The sequence below is a fragment of the Phenylobacterium sp. genome (genome assembly GCF_036723115.1).
In the GTDB taxonomy this organism is placed as follows: Bacteria; Pseudomonadota; Alphaproteobacteria; order Caulobacterales; family Caulobacteraceae; genus Phenylobacterium.
This window is the reverse complement of sequence record NZ_DAIMHV010000041.1, coordinates 1-19272: the sequence shown is the minus strand read 5'-3', so window position 1 is coordinate 19272 and position 19272 is coordinate 1. Positions and strand designations below refer to the sequence as shown.

Here is a 19272-nt window from a genome sequence, read left to right as displayed (position 1 = left end):
CTCCTGGGCGAAGTGCTCGCCTGACAGGATGATCACGCCGGGGCAGGACCAGGGCGGCGTCACCGGACGGACAATCACGATCTCCGCCCCTGAACAGAGGTCCTCAAGCACTTCGGGCGGCGGCGGCTTGCGGCTCCAATAGGCGGCCACTTTCACCGGCGCCTCCGGCCCCGGCCGACAGGACCAGCGATCGCAGGTGAAGAGGGCGTCGCGGGCCTCGGCGTCGGGACTTGCAGCGAGCCCGCGGCGCTGGGCCCAGTGCTCCGCGCCGAAGCGCTTGACATCGGGTCGCATCAGGACGGCGGTCTCCCCCACCCGCACGGCCACCTGGGCGCCGTCGGCCGCCAGCCAGAGGTCGGGCGTCTCTCCCCGCGGCGCGAGGCTGACCGCCAGGGCGAAGGGCAGGCCCAGCCACCGGATCCAGCCGCGCCAAAGGCATATCCAGAGAATCCCCAGGAAGGCGGCCGGCAGGGCCCAGCCCGGCGCGCTCGGCACGATCCAGCCTGCGCCAGGCGCCTCGGCGGCCAGCCGGGCGATGGCGGCGATCAGACTGATCCCCCAACCCGCCACGGTGAGCGGCGCCTCCCCCAGGCCCAACGGCGTGAGCGCCGCGCCGATGGCGAGGGCGGGCATCATCAGGAAGGAGGAGATGGGCGCTGCGGCCAGATTGGCGGCCAGGCCGAAGGTGGCCATACGGTTGAAGTGCTGAAGGGCGAAGGGTCCGGTGGCCAGGCCCGCCACCAGGCTGACCGCCAAGCTGGCCAGAAGCCAGGAACCGGCGGTCTGGATGGCGCGGATGGGCCAAGGCGCCTGGATCTCGCGGATCGGATGGGGCCAGGCCTCGGCCATGGCCACCAGGGCCGCCGTCGCGGCGAAGGACATCTGAAATCCGGGCTCGTTCACCGCCTCGGGGTGAATCAGCAGCACCAGCAGTGCGGCGATCCCCAGGCCGTGCAGGCTGATGGCGCGGCGATCGAAGAGGATGGCGGCGAAGGCCACGCTGGCGGTGATCGCCGCCCGCTCGGCCGGGGCCGGGGCGCCGGAGATGACCAGATAGACACCCACCGCCGCCAGGCCGGCCAGGGCGGCGAGCTTCTTGCCTGAGACCCGCAAGGCCAGCCAGGGCCAGGCCGCCACCCCCAGGCGGACGGCGGCGAAGACAAAGCCGCCCACAATGGCCATGTGAAGCCCGGAAATGGCGATGAGGTGGGCCAGGCCCGCGCCGCGCATATGCTCGGTCTGTTCAGCCGAGATATGGGCCTTGTGGCCCGTCACCATGGCCGCGGCCAGGCCGCCGGTCTCCGGCCCCATGATGGCGACGATCTGTTCGGCCAGGCTCCAGCGCAGGGCGTTTATGCGCATTTTCAGCTTGAGCCGCGCCGGCGGCTCGGTGGCCAGTTGCGCAGGCGCGATCGGGGTCAGGGCGAAGCCGACCCCGCCGATGCTGTCGAAAAAGGCGTCGCGGGCGAAGTCATAGCCGCCGGGCACGGCCGGCGCCGGGGGCGGATTGAGCAGGCTTAGGACGGAGATCGCCTCGCCCGGACGGGGTGTGGCGGCCTCGGCGCGCAGGGTGATTCGGATCCGGTCGGGAATCTGGTCGGGCCGAAGCCCCTCCACCGCCACCGGCGCGATCAGCACCCGCGGCCCAGACTGACCGGGATTGGCCATGTCCACCACCCAGCCCTGGATGGTGACGGGATGGCCCATGGCCGGCGCCACCGGCCCCGCCACCGCCGCCGTCCGCAGCTTGGCCGCGCCGAACCCCGCCAGGCCGAAGCCGCAAAGGCCGATCATCAGGGCGATCCAGGCCGCCCCGGGCCACCTTCGCGCCAGGAACAGCAGCCCCGCCGCCAGGGCCAGGGCCGCTGCGGCCACCGGCATGGCCGGCTCCCGCGGAAGGGCGAAATAGGCTGCGCAGCCCAGGCCGAACACCACCGCGCTCCACAGGCTCCAGCGATCCGACTGGGCGGCCAGCGCATCCCTGAAGGCGCCGGCGAGAGCCGCCGGGCTATGAGCCCGGCCAAGGCGCATGCTAAGAGGCCGCCCCCAGGCCCAGGCCTTTCCGGCCACGGGCGCCGCTCCGAAGTTCCCGACCTCCATGTCCGACCGCCCCGTCGTCACCCGGATCGCCCCGTCCCCCACTGGCTCCATGCACATAGGGACGGCGCGCACCGCGCTTTTCAACTGGCTTTATGCGCGTCACACGGGGGGCAGGTTCCTGCTGCGCATCGAAGACACCGACCGCGAACGTTCCACCGAAGCGGCCGTCCAGGTGATCTTCGAGGGCCTGGCCTGGCTCGGCCTCGAACCCGACGCCCCGCCGGTCTTCCAGGCCGCCCGCGCCGAGCGTCATCGCGAGGCGGTGGACATGCTGCTGGCCCGGGGCGAAGCCTATCGGGACTACATGACCCCTGAAGAGCTGGAAGCCGAGCGGGAGACCGCCCGCGCCGAGGGCCGGGTGGTGCGTTCGCCCTGGCGGGACCTGTCGCCCAATGACGCGCCTGACCGCCCCTTTGTGGTCCGCCTGAAGAGCCCGCAGACGGGCGAAACCCTGGTGGCCGACCAGGTCAAGGGCGACATCCGGTTCCAGAACAAGGATTTGGACGACCTGATCCTGCTGCGCACCGACGGCTCGCCCACCTATAATCTGGCCGTGGTGGTGGATGACCACGACATGGGGATCACCCATGTGATTCGCGGCGACGACCATCTGAACAACGCCGCCCGTCAGACCCTGATCTATCAGGCGCTGGGCTGGGAGGTCCCGATCTGGGCGCACCTGCCCCTCATTCACGGCCCCGACGGCGCCAAGCTCTCCAAGCGCCACGGCGCCCAGGCCGTGAGCGAGTTCGACGCCATGGGCTATCTGCCCGAGGCCATGCGCAACTATCTGGCGCGGCTCGGCTGGGGCCATGGGGACGACGAGATTTTCAGCGACGATCAGGCGATCAGCTGGTTCGACATCGCCGATGTGGTCAGCGCGCCCTCGCGGCTGGACTGGGCCAAGCTCAACCACCTGAACAACCACTATATCCGCCAGGCGGCGCCTGAGCGCCTCACCTCTCTGGTGGCCGCCATCCATGAGAGTCGCGGCCGCGCCACGCCCGCCGCCCAACTGGCGGTGCTGGAGCGGACCATTCCCCTGGTGCGTGACGGGGCCAAGACCATGCTGGAACTGGCCGACGCCACGGTGTTCGTCCTCGACCAGCGGCCCCTGCAGATGCCCGAAAAGGCCGCCAGCCTGCTCTCGGGCGAGACGCCGCCGCGCCTGGCCAGGCTCAAGGCGAGGCTGGTCGAGGCCGCCGACTGGTCGGTTCCGGCCCTGGAGGGCCTCATCCGCGGCTTCGCCGAGAGCGAGGGCGTGGGGATCGGCAAGTTCGGCCCGGCGCTGCGCATGTGTCTGGCAGGCGGCGCCCCGGCGCCGGACCTCGCCGGCGCCCTGGTGGCGCTCGGACGCGAGGAAAGCCTCGCCAGGCTTGACGACGCGCTTTCGCGCGCTGCGTAAAGCGCTATAAGGCCAGACGAACGGACGTTTTAATTCCTAGTCATTGAAAGGGGATGGCATGGGCGATACGGCGAAGATCAGCATCGGCGCCAAATCCGTCGAACTACCCATTCTGAAGGGGACGACGGGCCCAGACGTGGTCGACGTGCGCAAGCTCTACGCCGAGGCCGATGTCTTCACCTACGACCCGGGCTTCACCTCGACGGCGAGCTGCGAAAGCAAGATCACCTATATCGACGGCGACGCGGGCATCCTGCTGCACCGGGGCTATCCGATCGACCAGCTGGCCGAGAAGTCGAGCTTCCTGGAGGTCTGCTACCTGCTGCTCCATGGCGAGCTGCCGACGGCCGAGCAGTTCACCGAGTTCGACCACAACATCACCTATCACACGATGTTGCACGAGCAGTTCGACCGGTTCTTCGCCGGCTTCCGCCGCGACGCCCACCCCATGGCCATCATGGTGGGCGCGGTCGGGGCCCTGTCGGCCTTCTACCACGACTCCACCAACATCGATGATCCGCAGCAGCGGATGATCTCGGCCCATCGCATGATCGCGAAGATGCCGACCATCGCCGCCCGCGCCTTCAAGTACTCCAAGGGCCAGCCGTTCGTGCATCCGCGCAACGATCTGTCCTATGCGGAGAACTTCCTGCGGATGTGCTTCTCGGTGCCGGCCGAGGACTGGAAGCCGAACCCGGTCCTGACCCGGGCCATGGACCGGATCTTCATCCTGCACGCCGATCACGAGCAGAACGCCTCGACCTCCACCGTCCGCCTGGCCGGTTCGTCGGGCGCCAATCCGTTCGCCTGCATCGCCGCCGGCATCGCCTGCCTCTGGGGGCCCAGCCATGGCGGGGCCAACGAAGAAGCCCTGAACATGCTGGCCGAGATCGGTTCGGTGGAGAACATCCCCGAATACGTCCAGGGGGTGAAGGATCGCCGCTACCGCCTGATGGGCTTCGGCCACCGGGTCTATAAGAACTACGATCCGCGCGCCAAGGTCATGCAGCAGACCTGCCACGAGGTTCTGGCCGAAGTCGGCCACACCGACGACCCGCTGCTGAAGGTGGCCATGGAGCTCGAGAAGATCGCGCTCAACGACCCCTACTTCATCGAGCGCAAGCTCTATCCGAACGTCGACTTCTATTCCGGCATCACCCTGCGGGCCCTCGGCTTCCCGCCGGAAATGTTCACCGTGCTCTTCGCCCTGGCGCGCACGGTGGGCTGGATCGCCCAGTGGAAGGAAATGATCGAGGATCCGTCGCAGAAGATCGGCCGCCCGCGGCAGATCTATACCGGCTCGGCCCAACGCGACTACGTCGCGGTCGACAAGCGCGGCTGACCCTGAACGCTTGCAGCGTGACTTGGCCGACCGGCTCAGGTCACGCTGCGGGGCTCCGGGAATTCACGACATCGAGAACGGCCTGCGCGGCGGCCTCCGAGGGATCGGGGCCGCCGCGTCCCATTTTGTCCAGGGCCTGGAACTGGGCGGACACCTGGGATTCCCGCAGAGAAGCGTCGTCCAGGCGACGACCGACCTCCCGCGCCAGGGCCGGGCCATTGCAATCCTGCTGGATCAGCTCCGGCGCCACGAAGTCCTGGGCGGCGATATTGAACAGGGTGACATAGGGCGTGCGGATCAACCGCTTCAGGATGACATAGGTCAGGGGCGCCAGACGGTAGCCCACCACCATGGGGGCGCCCGCCATGGCCAGCTCCGTCGTCACCGTGCCCGAACAGGCCAGGGCCACAGTGGCGGCCTTCATCGCCGACATGCGATCGGCCTCGCCTTCCACCACATGGGCGCGAAACGGCCAGCCGGCCACCTCGGCCCGGACCTGGGCCGCGACAGTGGCCGCCGCCGGCACGATGATCTCCAGTTCCGGGCGCTCGCCCTTCAACCGGGCCACCGCCTCGGCGAATGGCGCCATGATGCGCGCAATCTCCCCGGGGCGGCTCCCGGGCAGGACCAGCAGGATCTGGGCGGAGGGCGCTATGGCCAGCCGCGACCTCAGACCCTCCGGGTCGGCGCCGCCGAAATCCAGGCTGAAGGTGCTGTTGCCGACAAAGGTGGTGGGCAGGCCCACGGCCTCGAAATAGGGGGCGTCGAACACGTGGATCGACAACAGGTGATCGGTCACCTGGGCCAGGGTCTTGGCCCGCCCGGCCCGATAGGCCCAGACCTGCGGGGCCACATACTTCACCACCGGCAGGGCCGGTGACTGCTTCTTCAGCCGGGCCGCCACCCGGATGTTGAAGCCCCAGGAATCGATCAGCACCGCCACATCGGGCTGTTCCTGCCGGGCCAGGGCGGCCATCTCGTCGGCCCGCTTCACGACCTTGCCATAGGCCATCAGGCCTTCCACGAGGCCGAGCACCGACAGCTCGGACATGTCGAAGGGGCTCTGCAGGCCCTGCGCGGCCATCTGCGCGCCCCCCAGGCCGACAAAGCGCACATCGGCGCCCAGACGCCGCCTGAGCGCCGCCATCAGCCCCGCCCCCCGCTCATCGCCCGAAGCCTCGGCGGCCACCAACATGACGCAGAGCGGCTTGGTCATGACGAGGGCTCCACGCCAAGGATGAACAGGCCCAGGGCGTCGGCCCTGGCGATCACGGCCTCACGGTCCAGGACCAGCAGGCGTCCGGCCTCCCCCGCCACGCCTGCAAGGCCCGCTTCAGCCAGGCGCTCGAGGGTCTCAAGACCGATTGTCGGAAGGTCCACCCGGGTCTCCTGGATGGGCTTGGGCGCCTTGGCCAGAACGCCGCGAGGCGCGCCCGGCGCCCCGCGCAGGGCGGCCGGCAGGCGGGCCACGCGACGGAGCATTTCGTCGGTGCCTTCCTGGGCTTCCACGGCCAGGACAAGCCCGTCGCAGACCACCGCGCCCTGCCCGATGTCCAGCCGCCCGATCTCGCGGGCGACCATCAGGGCCTGGGCCACATCGCGGGCGGTATCCTCATTGGGGGCATGGCGGCCCAAGGGACCCACAGGCAGGCGCAGGCGGCCAGCCGCAGCCTCGGCGCCCTCAATGGCGAAGCCTTCCTTCTCGAACTCGGCGAGCAGGCCGCGCAACAGGGCGTCATCCCCCTTGCGCGCCGCGGCGATGAGGCCCGGGAGGGCCATGAGGCCACGGGCGTCAGGCTTGAGGGCGGCGAAGTCCGGACGGGCGACATTGCCGGCGAAACAGACCGAGCGGCATTCCGCCGCCTTCAGCCGCTTGAAGCAGAGGCCAAGCTGCGCGAGGCCGACATCGTCCCCCGGATGGTCCCGCAGGGCCGGGCCCGCCATGCCACGCAGGCGAATGACGTGATAGGGCCGGCCGGCGGCTGCGCAGGCCCGGGCGATCTCCAAGGGAAGGTCCCCGCCCCCGGCGATCAGCCCGAGCTTGTTCACGCCCGCCTCAGAGCTCCCGCTCGGGCAGGCAGAGCGGACGGTTGGCCTCGGCGCGGATGAACTCGATGATCTCCATGACCGGGGCGCTATGGCCGAAGGTCACGATGGTGTCGTCGATCCGCTCCTGGAAGGTGCCCTCCTCGGCGAACAGCAGGCGATAGGCCGAGCGCAGCTCCGCGATCACCTCGCGGGAGAAGTTGCGGCGCTTCAGCCCCACCAGGTTCAGGCCTTCCAGATGGGCGTGGTTGCCCCAGACCAGGCCATAGGGAATGACATCCTTGGTCACCGCCGCCAGCCCGCCGATGAACGAATAGCGCCCCACGCGGCAGTGCTGGTGCACGGCGGCCAGGCCGCTGACCATGACGAACTCGCCCACATGGACGTGCCCCCCCAGGGTCGCCGAGTGGGCCAGAACCACATTGTTTCCCACCACGCAGTCATGGCCCACATGGCTGGTGGCCATGTACATGCCGTCATCGCCCACCCGCGTGACCCCGCCGCCATCGGGCGTGCCGATGTGCATGGTCACATGTTCCCAGATGCGGTTGCGATCGCCGATCACCAGTTCGGTGGGCTCGCCCTTGTAGCCGGTGTGGTGCGGCGGGCCCCCCAGATTGGCGAAGTTGCGGATAGTGCAGTCTGCGCCGATGGTCGTGCGCCCCTCGATCACCACGTGGGAGGACAGGGTCGTGCGGTCCCCCAGGCGGACATTGTCGCCGATGATGCAATAGGGCCCGATAGTCACGCCCTCGCCCAGTTGGGCGCCAGGCGCGACGATGGCGGTGGAATGGATCTGGACGCTCACTGGGTTTCCACCACCATGGCGGCGAACTCGGCCTCGGCGGCGACCTTGTCGCCCACCATGGCCTGGCCGCGGAATTTGAACACATCGCCCCGGTGACGCAGCACTTCGACGGGCATGCGCAGCACGTCGCCCGGCCGCACCGGATGGCGGAACCGGCAATTGTCCACCGAGATGAAGAGGATGGTCTTGCCCTCCACGTCCACATTCAGGGACTTGGACATCAGGACAGCCCCCGTCTGGGCCAGGGCCTCGACGATCAGCACGCCCGGCATCACCGGATAGTCGGGGAAATGGCCGGCGAAGAAGGGCTCGTTGAAGGTCACGCACTTGATGCCGACGATGGACTCGCTGGCCTTGTAGTCCTCCGCCCGATCCACCAGCAGGAACGGATAGCGGTGCGGGATCCGCTGCAGGACCTCTGAAATATCGATCGCCGTCGGATCGCTGTTGACCGGCGCCTTGCGGCTCATTGACCTGCTCCATCACCTCGGCGATTGGCCATCTTGGAAAGCCAGGCCGTTTCCCGCATCCATTTTTTCAAGGGCCGCGCGGGCGATCCGCCCCAGGTCTCGCCGGGGGGGACATCCTTCATGACGCCCGCCGCCGCGGCGATCCGCGCGCCTGTTCCGATCGTCACGTGATCGGCGATCCCGGCCCGGCCGCCAAACTGGGCGCCGTCGCCGATCACCACGCTGCCCGAAATCCCCGTATGGGCGGCCATGACGCAGTTGCGGCCCACGCGGACGTTGTGGGCAATCTGCACCAGATTGTCGATCTTGGTGTTTTCGCCCACCACCGTGTCGTCAAAGGCCCCCCGGTCGATACAGGCGCCGGCCCCCACAGTGACCCCGTCCTGCAGGATCACCCGGCCGAGTTGGGGAATGTCGATCAGACCCGCAGGACCGGGCGTCGCGCCAAATCCCGCCTCGCCGACGACGGCGCCGGCATAGATCCGAACCCGGTCACCGATCAGGGCGAAGCCCACCACGGCGCGGGCGCCGATCTCACAATCGCGGCCGATGGCTACGCCGGGGCCGATGACCGCGCCGGCTCCGATGACCGTCCCTCGGCCGATCTGCGCGCCTTCGCCGACGACGGCGCCAGGCGCGATACGCACCCCCTCCTCCAGACGGGCGGCCTTCGAGACGAGTTCGGTGGAGGCGGTGGTCCGCGCCCGGTGCAGGCGCTGCGCCGCCAGGGCGTAGGCGGCCTGCGGAGCGGCGGTGACCAGGGCTGCGCAACCGGGGGGAACCGCCTCGACCAGGGCGGGCGGCACGAAGCAGGCGCCGGCCTTAGTGGCCCGAAGCCGCTCCACCAACCGCCGATCGGACAGGAAGGTCACGCTCGTGGACTCGGCCCGGTCCAGGATCGACACGGCCAGGACCGTACGCTCGGCGTCCGCCGGAGCGACCTGGGCGCCTGTCAGAGCGGCCAGTTCGGAGAGAGAGACAGGACCGAGGTCCTCAAAGAAACGCGGGTCAGGCATGTGATTCCAGGCGCGACCCGCGCCCTTCGCCGAGTCGTCTAACTTATCGAGTTTGGGCGCCCGCGGCCGGCTGGTCCAGCCGTTCGCGATCAAAAGCGAACTGGGTGATCTTGCCGTTCAGGGCGGTGACCACCATCGGGGTGATGTCCATGTCGGGATTGCCCAGCAGCAGGGCGTCGCGGTTCAGCAGCACGCTGCACTGACGCTGCTGATAGACCTGACGGATCAGGGGCTCCATCTCCTGACCCACCCGGGCCAGGGCCTTCTGCTGGGTGACGGCCAGCTCACGCTCGCGCAGGGACGCCTTGCGCTGGAAGGCGTTGAGCCGGACCTGCAGGTCGGCGCGGCGCTTGTCGAAGGCGTCCTGGTTCAGCGAGGCGCGCTGCTGCTCGATGGCCTGGGCCTCGTTGGTGATGGACGTCTCTTCACCGCGCAGCTCGGCCTCCACCTGGGTGGAGATCTGCTGCAGTCGGGTCTGGACGTACTGGCCGACGGTGGAGCCGCCGATGGCGCCTTCCACCGACAGGATGCAGACGCCGGCAAGGGCCGGGCCGTGGGAGACCGGCGGGGGCGCGGCCTGCTGGGCGGCGGCCGGGGCCGCGATCGCCAGGGCGAGGGTCGCAGCCGTGATCTTGGCGGCGAAATGCTTGGTGGTCATGAAATCAGAACCTTGTGGAGGTGGAGAACCGGAAGGTTTCGGTCTTGTCGTAATCTTCTTTGGCCAGAACCTGGCTGAAGTCGAAGCGGATCGGGCCCATGGGCGAGCGCCAGAAGATGCTGAGGCCGGCCGACGCCCGCAGGGACAGGTCATCGACGATGTTGGGATCGACGACCCCGGCGGTGGTCAGCTTGTCGGCGTCATCCAGCATGCCCAGGGTGCCGAAGTCGGAGAAGACGGCGGCCTTCACCCCATACTGCTCCGGCAGGAAGGTGGGGACTGTGAGCTCCACCGAGCCGATGGCGTAGGCCTTGCCCCCCAGGGCGTCGCTGCGGCTGGCGTTGATGTCGCGCGGGCCGATGCCGGCGGTCTCAAAGCCGCGGAAGCTGTTGCCGCCCTTGTAGAAGCGGTCGTTGATCCGCACGCTGTCGCCGTTCCAGCCGTCCACATAGCCCAGCGACGTGGTGGCGCTGAGGATGAAGCTGGGCGAGAAGCCGTAGTACCAGCCGCCCTCAAGCTCAGTGCGCAGATAGTTCACGTCCCCGCCGATGCCGGCGAGATCCTGGTTCAGGGCGGTGTAGAAGCCGCGGGTGGGATTGATCGGATCGTTCCGGCGATCCAGCCGCACGCCGTAACCCACCAGGGAGGTGGTGTATTCGCCGCGCTGGGCGCAGAGCGAGATGGACACCACCGGCGCAGCCGGGTCGCAATAGGAGGCCGGGATCTCCACCTCGTCGCGGCGCAGGGTGTAGCGCACCGAACCGCGGGAGTTGAGCGTCAGCGGGAAGCCCATCCGCACGCCGCCGCCGATGGTGTTGGTGCGGTAGGCCGAATAGTCCGTCAGGTCGTAGCGGTAGGAATAGAGGTCGAGGCCCGCGCCCAGGTCGCGACCCAGGAAGCGCGGCTCGGTGAAGGAGAAGTCCACCTGCTGACGCAGGGAGCCCACCGAGATCCGCCCGCGGACGTTCTGGCCGCGACCGCGGAAGTTCCGTTCGGTGACGCCCAGGTCGATGATGAGCTGATCGACGGAGGAATAGCCGGCGCTGAAGGACAGCTCGCCGGTGGGCTGCTCCTCCACCTGCACCCGCAGGCCGGTGCGGTCGGGGGCCGAACCCTGGACCTCCTCGATGGTCACGTCCTTGAAGAAGCCGAGCGCCCGGATCTGGTTGCGCGACCGATCCACCAGAACGCGGTTATAGGCGTCGCCCTCGGCCAGGTTCATCTCGCGGCGGACCACATAGTCCAGGGTGCGCGTGTTGCCGACGATGTCGATCCGGTCGACATAGACCCGCGGCCCTTCGGTCACCTGGAAGGTCACGTCGACCTTGCGGGTTTCACGGTTGGCCGTGTAGCGCGGCCGCACGTCCACAAAGGCGAAGCCCGCCGCGCCGGCGGCGAAGGTCAGGGCGTCCGTGGCCTGCTCGATCCGCTCGTCCTGATACGTCTGCCCCTCGCGGATCGGCAGCAGGAGGGTGAGGAGATCGCGATCGAGTTTCTCAAGCTCGGTCTGAACGCTCACCTTGCCGAACTGATACTCCGGACCCTCGTCCAGGGTGTAGGTGACGACGAAGCCGTTCTTGTCCGGCGCCAGCTCGGCCACGGCGGAGACGACGCGGAAGTCGTAATAGCCGCGGTTGCGATAGTGCTTGCGCAGCTGCTCCTTGTCGTATTCCAGGCGGTCGGGGTCGTAGTTGGCGTTGCTGCTGAAGAACTTGTACCAGGCGCTCTGCTCGGTCACGACGACGTCGCGCAGATCGTTGTCCGAGAAGGCCTGATTGCCCAGGAAATTGGTGCGCAGAACGCCGCTCTTGGCGCCCTCGTCGATCTCGAAGATGACGTCCACGCGCTTCTGGGGCAGCTCCACCACCTTGGGCGTGACCACCGCGGAGATGCGGCCCGAGCGGCGGTAGAGCTCGACGATCCGCTGGACGTCCTGCTGGGTGCGCGCCCGGGTGAAGATGGAACGGGGACGCAGAGTCACCTCGTCCCGCAGCTTGTCTTCCTTGAGCCCGCGGTTGCCCTCGAAGATCACCCGATTGATGATCGGGTTCTCCACCACCTCCACGGTCACCTCGCCAGCCACGGCGGTGATGCGCACGTCGGCGAACAGGTCGGTGCGGTAGAGCGCCTTCAGCGCCAGGTCGAGCTGCTCGGCGTCCACCGTGTCGCCGGGCTGCAGGGGCAGATAGGACAGGACGGTGGCCTGTTCGATCCGCTCATTGCCGCGCACGGAGATGCGCTGAACGGTCTGGCTCTCCACCTGGGCCACCGCCACGGTGGGCGCGGTCAGAGCCGTGGAGGCCAGCAGCAGGGCGAAGCCGGAGGCGAGCGCAGCGCCGCGAGCACGAGATCTTTGCATCGGATCAGCCGTAACGGGAGGAAGGCGGGCCTTAGGAGATCAGGCCGCCGAGAAATTTGAACACACGCAGTTGCTGCAGATCGTTCCAGGTGGCGAACAACATCAAACCGAGCAGGAGCGCAAGGCCGACGCGGTATCCTGCCGCCTGAACCTTGGCCGCAAGAGGGCGGCGGGCCACAGCTTCATACGCGTAGAAGAGCAGGTGTCCGCCGTCGAGCACCGGGACCGGCAGCAGATTCATGAAGCCGATGCCCACCGAAAGCACGGCCGTCAGGCCCAGCAGGGCCACCGCGCTGCCCAGCAGCATGGTGGTGGCGTCCGGGGCGCCCTGGGCGCCGGACTGCGCCACCTGGCCCGAGGCCTGGGCGATTCGGAGCGGGCCGCCCAGCTGGTCGGCGCTTTCGCGCCCGGTGACGATCCGACCCAGATAGTAGACGGTGGTGGAGAGAACCCGCCAGGTCCGCTCCGCCCCAGCCCCCACAGCCTCGAGGGGGCCGTAGCGGCGAACGGTTCGTTGGCCGGCGTCGGCCGGGCTGCTGATTCCCAGCACGCCGATCTTCTGTTCGCCCCCCATGCGGTCAGGCATCACCCGCCGCTCGGGCGTCGCGCTGAGGCTGACCACCTGCCCGCCCCGGTCCACCAGGAACTGGGTGGGCGCGTTGGAACGCACGGCGATGATCTGCTGAAGATCGAAGAAGTTGTCGATCTTCTGGCCGTTGGCCTCGATGACCACGTCATCGACCCGGAAGCCGGCCGCCGCGGCCGGGCTGCCGGGCTGGACGGCGGCCACGCGGGCCGGAATCACCGTCTCGCCCACGCTCATCAGCAGGAAGGCGAAGATGATGATGGCCAGAACGAAGTTGGCCAGCGGGCCGGCGGCGGTGATGAAGGCCCGCTGCCAGACCGGCTTGAAATGGAAGAAGCGATCGGCGGCGCCCGGCCCCTGCTCGGCCTCGATCTTCTGGCGCATGGCGCTCAGGTTGTTCTGATCGGGGACGCTGGCGGCGTTCTCGTCGCCGGAGAAACGGACATAACCGCCCAGGGGAATCCAGCCGACCCGCCATTCCACGCCCTGGCGGTCGCGCCAGCCGAAAATCCGCCGGCCAAAGCCGATGGAGAACTGGTCGATGGCCACGCGGCAGGCCCGGGCGGCCCAATAGTGTCCGAGCTCGTGAATGGTGACCACGACGGTCAGGACGAGCAGGAAGGGGATGATGTAGGTCAGGGCCGTCTGGATGAGACCGAGCATGGGGTTTTGTTGGCTCCTACGGCCTAGCGGGCGCTGGCGAGTTCAGCCGCCACGCCAGCGGCCACGCGTCGCGCCGCCGCGTCGATTTCGCGAGCATTTTCCAAGGCCTCACCGTTCGCCCCCGCGACAAGGTCCCCGGACCGCGTCATGCGCTCCAAGGTCTCGGCCACCGTCGCGGCAATATCGAGAAAGCCGATCTTCCGGTCAAGGAAGGCGGCCACGGCGATCTCATTTGCCGCATTGAGCGCGCCCGGCGCCGCCCCGCCCTCGGCCAGAGCCGCCTTGGCCAGGGTCAGGGCCGGAAAGCGATCAAGGTCCGGGTTCTCGAATGTCAGCGGCCCGGAGGCCACCAGGTCCAGCCGCGGCGCTGGCCACGCCAGACGATCCGGCCAGGCGAAGGCGCAGGCGATGGGCGCGCGCATGTCCGGCGGGCCGAGCTGGGCCAGGGTGGAGCCGTCGGCATATTCCACCATCGAGTGAATGATCTGCTGATGGTGGATCAAGACGTCCAGGCGCTCCGGCGGAACGGAAAACAGATAGGCGGCCTCGATGATCTCGAGGCCCTTGTTCATCATGGACGCGGAATCGACCGAAATCTTGGCGCCCATGCTGAAGTTGGGATGGGCCACGGCCTGCTCCGGCGTGGCATGGGCCATCTGCTCGCGGCTCCAGGTCCGGAACGGGCCGCCGGACGAGGTGAGGATCAGGCGCGACACCTGCTCGGTCACCCTCGCGTCGAACACCTGGAAGATGGCCGAGTGTTCCGAATCCACCGGGATGACCGCCCCGCCGGCCAGCTTGGCCGTCCGCAGAAGGCCTGGCCCGCCGCAGACCAGGCTTTCCTTGTTGGCCAACGCCACCACGGCGCCGGCCCGCGCGGCCGCCAGCGTCGGCGCCAGGCCCGCGAACCCGACGATGGCCGACATGACCCACTGGGCCCCGCCGCCCGCCACATCGGCCACGGCGGCCGCCCCGGCGGCGGCCTCGACGCCGGAGCCTTGAAGCCGGACGCGCAGCTCCGGCAGACGGGACTCGTCCTCGATGACCGCCAGTTCGGGCCGCCACCGCAGGGCCTGCTCGGCCAGACGCGCCACATTCCGACCGGCGGTCAGACCAACAATCTCGACCTCCACGCCGGCCTGATCGAAGAGGTCCAGGGTCGACATCCCCACCGAGCCGGTGGAGCCCAGCACCGTGACCCGGCGCGGCAGGACGGGGGCGTTCATGCAAGCAACTCCACCAGCCGGGCCAGGGCGAGGATGACCACGGCGAACATCAGACCATCGACGCGGTCCAGCAGACCGCCGTGGCCGGGAATCAGGTCTCCGGAATCCTTCACTCCGAAGCGGCGCTTGACCATGGACTCCCAAAGGTCGCCGCCCATGGTGGCCAGACCCCCCGCAAGACCGATGAGCGCCCCGAACACCGACCCCATGGGCAGGGCCAGGGCCAGGGTCATGCCCGCCCCTGCCGCGGTGGCCGCGGCCAGCCCGCCGACGAAGCCGGACCAGGTCTTGTTGGGCGAAAACCTCGGCCACAGCTTGGGCCCCTTGAGGAAACTCCCCACCAGGAAGGCTGCGATGTCGGCGGCCCAGGTGACGGCGAACAGCAGGAAGACCCAGGCGCGGCCATCCGGCGCGCCGCGCAGCCACACCAGGGCCAGGACCGGCAGGGCGATATAGAAGACGCCCAGGGCGGCGTCGGCGGGCCGTTCGGCCACCCGGCGCGCCACGAAGGCCGCGGCAAGGGCGCCCAGCAGGACCAGGCCCCAGGCGGCCCCGACGTATCTGAGATAGATCAGGAAGACCGCCGCCAGCACCGCCACCACCACGGCGCTGGTCACGCGGATCGGCGCCTTGGGGGCGGTCATGCCGCCCCATTCGATCGCCATGAGCGCCACGCCCACGGAAATCAGCAGGAGGAAGGGCCAGCCGCCCCACCAGACGGCCGCCAGGGCCGCCGGGGCCAGCACAAGGGCCGAGGCTGCGCGCAGGGCCAGATTCGACCAGTCGAAACGCTTAGCCGGCGGCAAGGGCGTCATCGGCGACGGCACCGCCATAGCGGCGGTCGCGGGTGCGGAACTCGGCGATGGCGGCCTTCAGGTGGTCCGCGCCGTAATCGGGCCAGAGCACGTCCTGGAAGACCAGCTCCGCATAGGCGGCCTCCCAAAGGAGGAAGTTGGACAGCCTCTGCTCGCCCGAGGGGCGCACGATCAGGTCCGGCGGCGGAACCGGACCGGTGGAAAGATGCTGGGCGAAGACCGCCTCGGTCAGGTCCTCTGGCCGGGCGCGGCCCTCGGCCACGGCCTGGGCGAACCGGCGGGCCGCATCGGTGATGTCGGCCTGGCCGCCATAGTTGAAGGCCACCTGCAGAAAAAACCGGTCGTTTTGGGCGGTTCGCGACTCGGCCTCTTCGATCACCTCGATGAGGTCGGCGTTCAGGCCCGCCCGGCGTCCCAGGACGCGGACCCGCACCCCTTCCCGCTCCAGCCGGCCAAGATCGCTCTCGAAATAGCGCCGCGGCAGCGCCATGAGCTCGGCCACCTCGGCGGCGGGCCGGCTCCAGTTCTCGGTGGAGAAGCCGAACACCGTCAGATGGCGGATTCCCAGGTCCGGCGCGGCCGACACCGTACGCTTCAGCGCCTCCACGCCGGCCCGGTGGCCCAGGGTGCGGGGCAGTCCCCGCGCCTTGGCCCAACGGCCGTTGCCGTCCATGACCAGGGCCACATGCAACCCAGGGCCGGCCGACGGTGCGGCGGCCGTCGCGGCGGCGTCGGACTCGGTTGGACGGGCCATGGAGGCTCCCTGGGCGGCAGGCGGCGGCGGCGCCTAAACCTGCATGATCTCTTGTTCTTTGACTTTCAAGGCTTCGTCCACGCGCTTGACGGCCTCGTCGGTGAACTTCTGCACCTCGGCCTCCATACGCTTGTGCTCGTCCTGGCTGATGACGCCGTCCTTTTCCGCCCGCTTGAGGTCGTCATTGGCGTCGCGGCGCACATTGCGCACGGCGATGCGCTGCTGCTCGGCATACTTGCCCGCCAGCTTGACCATTTCCTTGCGCCGCTCCTCGGTCAGCGGCGGGATGGGGATGCGCAGGTTCTGGCCGTCGACCACGGGGTTGAAGCCCAGTCCGGCGTTGCGGATCGCCTTCTCCACCGAGACGGCGAGGCCCCGGTCCCAGACATTGACGGTCAGCATGCGCGGCTCGGGCACGCTGACGGCGGCCACCTGGTTCAGCGGGACGGTGGAGCCATAGGCGTCGACCATCACCTGGTCGAGGAGGCTGGACGAGGCGCGGCCCGTACGGAGAGAGCCGAACTCCTCCTTCAGGGCGGCGACAGCCTTGTCCATACGATCCTTGTATCTCGAAAGAACCGGCTTCTCTGCGGCGGCCATGGGGCTCCTCCAGTCAGACAGTAAGTGGTGTGGGTCAGGCGATGGTGGTGAAGACGCCCTGCCCCTTGAGCACCTTCAGGAAATTGCCCCGCTCGCGGATCGAGAAGACCACGATGGGGATCTTGTTGTCGCGCATCAGGGCGATGGCCGAGGCGTCCATCACCCGCAGGTCCTGGGCCAGGACGTCATGATAGCTGAGCTGTTCGTAGCGCACGGCGTCAGGCGCCTTCTTGGGGTCGGCGGTATAGACGCCGTCCACGCTGGTGCCCTTGAACAGGGCCTCGCAGCCCATCTCGGCCGAACGCAGGGCCGCAGGCGTATCGGTGGTGAAATAGGGCGCCCCCAGACCGGCGGCGAAGATGACCACGCGTCCCTTCTCCAGGTGCCGGATGGCCCGGCGCCGGATGTAGGGCTCACACACCGCGTCCATGGGAATGGCCGACTGCACCCGGGTGAAAACGCCCATCTTCTCCAGGGCGCCCTGGAGCGCCAGGGCGTTCATCACCGTGGCCAGCATGCCCATATAGTCGGCGCTGGAGCGTTCCATGCCCTTCCCGGCCAGGGAGACGCCGCGGAAGATGTTGCCCCCGCCGATCACCAGGCAGAGCTCGACCCCGTGGCTCACCACCTCGGCGATATCCTCCGCCACCGCCTCCAGGGTGTTCGGATCGATGCCGAACCCCTGCTCGCCCATCAGGACCTCGCCTGAAACCTTGAGCAGGATGCGTTTGAAGCGCAGGGGCTGGAGGGTCTCGGTCATGGGCAGGGTCCGATTCTGACGGCGGCAACATAGCGCAAGGGCGCGGCGCGCGTCGAACGCGCCGCGCCCCTGACTGAGGTCGGGTCGGGCTTAGGCCTGACCGCTGAGCTGCGCCACCTCGGCGGCGAAGTCGTCGGTCTTCTTTTCAACACCCTCCCCGAGGCCGAAGCGCACGAAGCCCTTCACCGTGACGGGGGCGCCGACGTCCTTGCCAAGCTCGGCGACCAGCTGCTCGATGGTCTGGTCCGGGTTCATGACGAAGGCCTGCTTCAGGAGCACGACTTCCTCGTAGAACTTGCGGATGCGGCCCTCGACCATCTTCTCCACCACGCCGGCCGGCTTGCCGGACGCCAGCGCCTGTTCGGTGAAGATGGCCTTTTCACGCTCCACCGCCTCGGGATCGAGGTCGTCGGTGGACAGGGAGAGCGGGTTGGTGGCGGCCACGTGCATGGCGATCTTGCGACCGACCTCCTGAAGCTTGGCCTGATCGCCCTCGCCTTCCATGGCCACGAGCACGCCGATGCGCCCCAGATCCGGCGCGGCGGCGGCGTGGACGTAGGAGGCCACGGCGCCCTTCTCCACGACCAGCCGCGCCGAACGGCGCAGCATCATGTTCTCGCCGATGGTGGCGATCAGATTGGTGACGACGTCGGAGACGACCTCGCCCTTGGCGGTCTTGGCCGCGCTGATGGCCTCGACGCCCTCGGCGTCCAGCGCCACCTGGGCGATATCCTTGGCCGCGCCCTGGAACAGCTCGTTGCGGGCCACGAAGTCGGTCTCGGCGTTCAGCTCCACGAGCACGCCGGTCATGCCTGCGCCGTCCTTGCGCGCGGCCGCGGCCACCAGGCCTTCAGCGGCGGCGCGGTCGGACTTCTTGGCGGCCTTGGACAGGCCCTTGGTGCGCAGCCAGTCCATGGCCGCGTCCAGGTCGCCATTGTTTTCCTGCAAGGCCTTCTTGCAGTCCATCATGCCCGCGCCGGACTTCTCGCGCAGTTCCTTGACCAGCGCAGCGGTGATTTCCGCCATGGGTCGGCTCCTTCAGTCTAGAATCAACGGCTGGGCCTCCTTTGAGCCCCAGCCGTCACAGTTTGATGTCGTTCCCGCCCGGGCGAGCCGAGCGGGGATGGACGGTCAGGCCTCGGCGGCGCCTTCGGCCGGGGCGGCCTCAGCGACTGCGGGCTCGGCTGCGGCGGTCTGGGCCAGGGCCGGCTCCATCGGGGCTTCGGAGGCGCCGATGTCCACGCCCGCGGCCACCTGACCGGCGGTCAGGCCGTCGAGGATGGCGTCGGCCATCAGGTCGCAATAGAGCTGCAGGGCGCGCGCGGCGTCGTCATTGCCCGGAATGGGATAGGTGATGCCGGCGGGATCGCAGTTGGTGTCCAGGATGGCGATGACCGGAATGTTCAGCTTGCGCGCTTCCTGGATCGCGATCGCTTCCTTGTTGGTGTCGATCACGAACATCAGGTCGGGAATGCCGCCCATGTCCTTGATGCCGCCCAGGGACAGTTCCAGCTTGTCGCGCTCGCGGGTGAGCTGCAGCAGCTCCTTCTTGCCGCGGCCCTGGCCTTCGCCTTCCAGCAGGCCTTCCAGTTCGCGCAGACGCGCGATGGAGCCCGAGACGGTGCGCCAGTTGGTGAGCGTGCCGCCCAGCCAGCGGTGGTTCA

At 68.7% G+C, this 19272-nt stretch carries 18 protein-coding genes; 2 read left to right on the top strand and 16 right to left on the bottom strand.

Annotated elements, in window-relative coordinates; translation table 11 throughout:
- A partial coding sequence (locus V7D28_RS06545) for a ComEC/Rec2 family competence protein (protein WP_333586567.1) occupies positions 1-2031 on the bottom strand: 2031 nt, incomplete at its 3' end.
- 67 nt (positions 2032-2098) lie between these two features.
- Between V7D28_RS06545 and gltX the strand changes: the two genes are divergently transcribed.
- Both gltX and gltA read left to right on the top strand, forming a co-directional pair.
- Positions 2099-3505: a glutamate--tRNA ligase gene (gene gltX, locus V7D28_RS06540; RefSeq protein ID WP_333586566.1), complete on the top strand. Its 1407-nt coding sequence runs from the start codon at positions 2099-2101 to the stop codon at positions 3503-3505.
- Between the two features lie 58 nt (positions 3506-3563).
- Positions 3564-4847: a citrate synthase gene (gene gltA / locus V7D28_RS06535; protein ID WP_333586565.1), complete on the top strand. Its 1284-nt coding sequence runs from the start codon at positions 3564-3566 to the stop codon at positions 4845-4847.
- 40 nt (positions 4848-4887) lie between these two features.
- Here gltA and lpxB read toward each other — a convergent pair whose 3' ends face one another.
- The 15 genes from lpxB to rpsB all read right to left on the bottom strand — a co-directional run.
- Positions 4888-6063 carry a lipid-A-disaccharide synthase gene (gene lpxB, locus V7D28_RS06530; RefSeq protein ID WP_333586564.1) on the bottom strand — a complete coding sequence of 392 codons (1176 nt, stop codon included), beginning with the start codon at positions 6061-6063 and terminating at the stop codon, positions 4888-4890.
- Positions 6060-6896 (bottom strand): UDP-2,3-diacylglucosamine diphosphatase, encoded by an 837-nt coding sequence (lpxI, locus tag V7D28_RS06525; protein ID WP_333586563.1) that lies wholly within the window; start codon positions 6894-6896, stop codon positions 6060-6062. The genes lpxB and lpxI overlap by 4 nt, the downstream gene beginning before the upstream one ends.
- 7 nt (positions 6897-6903) lie before the next feature.
- Complete coding sequence (gene lpxA, locus V7D28_RS06520; RefSeq protein ID WP_333586562.1) at positions 6904-7701, bottom strand: acyl-ACP--UDP-N-acetylglucosamine O-acyltransferase; 798 nt, start codon at positions 7699-7701, stop codon at positions 6904-6906.
- Positions 7698-8171, bottom strand: coding sequence for a 3-hydroxyacyl-ACP dehydratase FabZ (fabZ, locus tag V7D28_RS06515; RefSeq protein WP_333586561.1), 474 nt, complete (start codon positions 8169-8171; stop codon positions 7698-7700). The genes lpxA and fabZ overlap by 4 nt, the downstream gene beginning before the upstream one ends.
- Positions 8168-9187 (bottom strand): UDP-3-O-(3-hydroxymyristoyl)glucosamine N-acyltransferase, encoded by a 1020-nt coding sequence (lpxD, locus tag V7D28_RS06510; protein ID WP_333586560.1) that lies wholly within the window; start codon positions 9185-9187, stop codon positions 8168-8170. The genes fabZ and lpxD overlap by 4 nt, the downstream gene beginning before the upstream one ends.
- Positions 9188-9230: 43 nt before the next feature.
- A complete protein-coding gene (locus tag V7D28_RS06505) occupies positions 9231-9845 on the bottom strand; it encodes an OmpH family outer membrane protein (protein WP_333586559.1) in 615 nt (204 codons plus the stop codon).
- 4 nt (positions 9846-9849) lie between these two features.
- Positions 9850-12204: an outer membrane protein assembly factor BamA gene (gene bamA / locus V7D28_RS06500; protein WP_333586558.1), complete on the bottom strand. Its 2355-nt coding sequence runs from the start codon at positions 12202-12204 to the stop codon at positions 9850-9852.
- Between the two features lie 31 nt (positions 12205-12235).
- Entirely contained in the window at positions 12236-13453 is a 1218-nt protein-coding gene (locus V7D28_RS06495; protein ID WP_333586557.1) for a M50 family metallopeptidase, read from the bottom strand.
- Positions 13454-13476: 23 nt separating this feature from the next.
- Positions 13477-14679 (bottom strand): 1-deoxy-D-xylulose-5-phosphate reductoisomerase, encoded by a 1203-nt coding sequence (dxr, locus tag V7D28_RS06490; protein WP_333586556.1) that lies wholly within the window; start codon positions 14677-14679, stop codon positions 13477-13479.
- A complete protein-coding gene (locus V7D28_RS06485; protein ID WP_333586555.1) occupies positions 14676-15494 on the bottom strand; it encodes a phosphatidate cytidylyltransferase in 819 nt (272 codons plus the stop codon). Before V7D28_RS06485 ends, dxr begins: the two co-directional genes overlap by 4 nt.
- Entirely contained in the window at positions 15472-16248 is a 777-nt protein-coding gene (gene uppS, locus V7D28_RS06480) for a polyprenyl diphosphate synthase (protein ID WP_333586554.1), read from the bottom strand. The genes V7D28_RS06485 and uppS overlap by 23 nt, the downstream gene beginning before the upstream one ends.
- Positions 16249-16281: 33 nt before the next feature.
- The gene (gene frr / locus V7D28_RS06475) at positions 16282-16848 is read right to left on the bottom strand and encodes a ribosome recycling factor (protein WP_333586553.1); all 567 of its coding nucleotides are present in this window, start codon (positions 16846-16848) and stop codon (positions 16282-16284) included.
- A gap of 34 nt (positions 16849-16882) precedes the next feature.
- Positions 16883-17608 carry a UMP kinase gene (pyrH, locus tag V7D28_RS06470; RefSeq protein WP_333586552.1) on the bottom strand — a complete coding sequence of 242 codons (726 nt, stop codon included), beginning with the start codon at positions 17606-17608 and terminating at the stop codon, positions 16883-16885.
- A 90-nt stretch (positions 17609-17698) separates the two neighbouring features.
- Positions 17699-18634, bottom strand: coding sequence for a translation elongation factor Ts (gene tsf, locus V7D28_RS06465; protein WP_333586551.1), 936 nt, complete (start codon positions 18632-18634; stop codon positions 17699-17701).
- Positions 18635-18739: 105 nt separating this feature from the next.
- On the bottom strand, positions 18740-19272 hold a 533-nt coding region (rpsB, locus tag V7D28_RS06460; RefSeq protein WP_333586550.1), incomplete at its 5' end, for a 30S ribosomal protein S2.